The sequence below is a fragment of the Rhodococcus sp. R1101 genome (assembly GCF_000278445.1).
Lineage (GTDB): Bacteria > Actinomycetota > Actinomycetes > Mycobacteriales > Mycobacteriaceae > Rhodococcus > Rhodococcus gordoniae.
The window spans coordinates 1-2638 of record NZ_AJVB01000512.1 but is presented as its reverse complement, the minus strand read 5'-3'; the positions used below and the strand labels follow the sequence as shown (position 1 = coordinate 2638).

The 2638-nt window shown below is 67.7% G+C and carries 3 protein-coding genes, 3 tRNA genes and 1 pseudogene; 5 read left to right on the top strand and 2 right to left on the bottom strand.

Annotated elements, in window-relative coordinates; all coding sequences use genetic code 11:
- The 4 genes and pseudogenes from R1101_RS27875 to R1101_RS0120755 all read left to right on the top strand — a co-directional run.
- Positions 1 to 274, top strand: a pseudogene (locus R1101_RS27875) (glutamate--tRNA ligase); the annotation flags it as partial.
- Positions 275 to 451: 177 nt separating this feature from the next.
- Positions 452 to 523: transfer RNA gene (locus R1101_RS0120765), tRNA-Gln, on the top strand.
- A gap of 86 nt (positions 524 to 609) precedes the next feature.
- Positions 610 to 682 (top strand) — tRNA-Glu (locus R1101_RS0120760).
- 84 nt (positions 683 to 766) lie between these two features.
- A tRNA-Glu gene (locus R1101_RS0120755) sits at positions 767 to 839 on the top strand.
- A gap of 53 nt (positions 840 to 892) precedes the next feature.
- Here the strand turns inward: R1101_RS0120755 and R1101_RS27870 are convergent.
- Together R1101_RS27870 and R1101_RS0120740 are read right to left on the bottom strand one after the other, a co-directional pair.
- Positions 893 to 1405, bottom strand: a complete 513-nt coding sequence (locus tag R1101_RS27870; protein WP_037224368.1) for a pyridoxamine 5'-phosphate oxidase family protein — start codon at positions 1403 to 1405, stop codon at positions 893 to 895.
- An 86-nt stretch (positions 1406 to 1491) separates the two neighbouring features.
- Entirely contained in the window at positions 1492 to 2193 is a 702-nt protein-coding gene (locus R1101_RS0120740; RefSeq protein ID WP_026003538.1) for an IclR family transcriptional regulator, read from the bottom strand.
- 124 nt (positions 2194 to 2317) lie between these two features.
- On the opposite strand from R1101_RS0120740, the gene R1101_RS27865 reads away from it, so the two are divergent.
- Positions 2318 to 2638: aconitase family protein (locus R1101_RS27865; protein WP_269726645.1), on the top strand; the 321-nt coding region annotated here is incomplete at its 3' end.

Here is a 2638-nt window from a genome sequence, read left to right as displayed (position 1 = left end):
GGCGAAGAACCTCAAAGAGGATGCCGCGCCGGTGCTCGACGCCTCCGTCACGGCCCTCGAGGGTCTGGCCGACTGGACCACCCCGGCGATCGAGGAGGCGTTGAAGAGCGCGCTGATCGAGGGCCTGGAACTCAAGCCGAGGAAGGCCTTCGCGCCCGTGCGGGTCGCGGTGACCGGATCGCACGTCAGCCCTCCGCTCTACGAGTCGATGGAGTTGCTCGGCCGGGAGCGCACGCTCGCCCGGCTGCGCGCCGGCCGCACTCGTATCGCCTGACGAGTCCGTCCTCTCGGCCCGCCGCCTGCTCCCGGCGACGGGCCGAGATGGTGTCCGGACTCGATTTCGGTGCTCTGACCAGCCGATTTGTAGTTCATAGCGGGGTTGGTGCTAATCTTCTTCTCGGTTCGGAACGGAGACCGCAGCGCGAGAGCGCGGGTCGACGGAACAGACCATTGGGGTATGGTGTAATTGGCAACACAGCTGATTCTGGTTCAGCCATTCTAGGTTCGAGTCCTGGTACCCCAGCTGAGGCGCGGTGGTTTGCCCGCAGCGCCTCGGCCAGCTATGCTGGCTGAGCTTCCTTCGGGGAGTGAAGAGAAGAAGTTCCATAGGCCCCCGTCGTCTAGCGGCCTAGGACGCCGCCCTCTCACGGCGGTAGCGTGGGTTCGAATCCCATCGGGGGTACAACGGACTCCCACCGATCTGCGGTTCGGTGGGTGTTTCTTCTCTCCGAAGGCACCGATCGGTCGGTGCCGAGGAAAGTTCCAGGCCCCCGTCGTCTAGCGGCCTAGGACGCCGCCCTCTCACGGCGGTAGCGTGGGTTCGAATCCCATCGGGGGTACAACCACGAAGGCTCTCCGATCCTCGATCGGGGAGCCTTTCGCGTATCCGGGGTCAGTGTGCGGCGGACGGGAGGTAGGCCGCCGTCGTGCCGCCGATCGCCATGCCGGGCATCCCGAGCTTGCGGTGGTCCCACGAGCGCACCCGCACGGGCACCACGCGCACGGCCACCCGCTTGTTCATCATCTGCTCCACCACGGGACGCGCCTCGTCCGTGTACTGGGCGGTGTACCGCTCCCACACGTCGCGGCAGACGTCGAACAGCCGGTCGTGGTCGTCGACGATCTCTGCCCGTCCCTCGATCGATACGCCGCGCAACTGGTCGTAGGTGTCTCCGGCCTCGACGAGGACGGTGACACGGTCGTCGCGGCGGAGGTTGACGACCTTCTGCGATTTCGACTTCGTCTCGAACCAGATCTCCCCGTCCAGTACCGCGTACCACATGGCGACGAGATGCGGGGTGCCCGTCGGTCCGAGGGTCGCGAGGTTCGCGACCCGGCTGCGGTGGAGGAACTCGTCGATCTCCGAGTCCGTCATCGTGATGTCTGCGCGGCGGTTCGTTCCCATGCGAAGCACTGTGGCACAGGGAAGGGCCGCACGCCCGGGTTCCTCCCGCTCCCGTCCGGGAGGTAGCCCGCGCGTGCGTTCCGGCTTCAGAGACGCTTCTGGAGCGCCTCCGCGGCGGCGAGGAGGTCGGCGGCCCATCGGGCACCCGGTCGGCGGCCCATACGGTCGATGGGACCCGATACGGAGATCGCGGCGATCACGGCGCCGGCGTTGTCGCGGACGGGTGCGGCGACCGAGGCCACACCGGGCTCGCGTTCGGCGGCGCTCTGGGCCCAGCCGCGGCGGCGGACCTCGACGAGGACGCGTTCGCCGAACGCGGCCTCGGGAAGAATGGCGCGCTGGGTCGCCGTATCGGCCCACGCGAGCAGAACTTTCGCACCGGAACCGGCCGTCATGGGAAGGCGCGCCCCGACAAGGACCGTGTCGCGCAGGCCGGTCGGGGGTTCGAGGGCCGCGACGCAGACCCGCTGGGTGCCCTCGCGGCGGTACAACTGAACGCTCTCTCCGGTGATCTCGCGTAGGCGGGGGAGTACGAGAGAGGCGGCCTCGACGAGGGTGTCGCCTGCGCCCGCGGACAATTCGGCCAGTCCGGGACCGGGACGCCACTGCCCGTCGCTGTCGCGCATGAGCAGGCGGTGGACCTCGAGGCCGACTGCGAGACGGTGCGCGGTGGCGCGGGGCAGGCCCGTCCGTGTGCACAACTCGTTGAGGTTGCACGGTTGTTCGGCAACCGCGTGGAGGACTGTCATCGCTTTGTCCAGCACTCCGATCCCGCTATGCTGTCTCATAGGTCGATACCTCCGTCTCGCATAATGGGAAGCATATCGCATGCCGAGAGCGGTGGGGACGACGCCATACGCGGCCGGACAGCCCCCGGGATTCGCGTTCGTCACGTACGACAAGGTGGAGAAGATGGCTGGAAAGACTCTGGCGGAGAAGGTGTGGGACCAGCACGTGGTCGTGCGCGGTGAAGGAGAGGGATCGGCACGACAGCCCGACCTCATCTACATCGACCTGCACCTCGTACACGAAGTGACCAGCCCGCAGGCCTTCGACGGCCTCCGGCTGGCCGGACGCCCGCTCCGGCGCCCCGATCTCACGATCGCCACCGAGGATCACAACGTCCCCACGGTGGACATCGACAAGCCCATCGCCGACCCGGTCTCGCGCACGCAGGTCGAGACCCTGCGTCGAAACTGCGAGGAGTTCGGTGTCCGACTGCATCCCATGGGC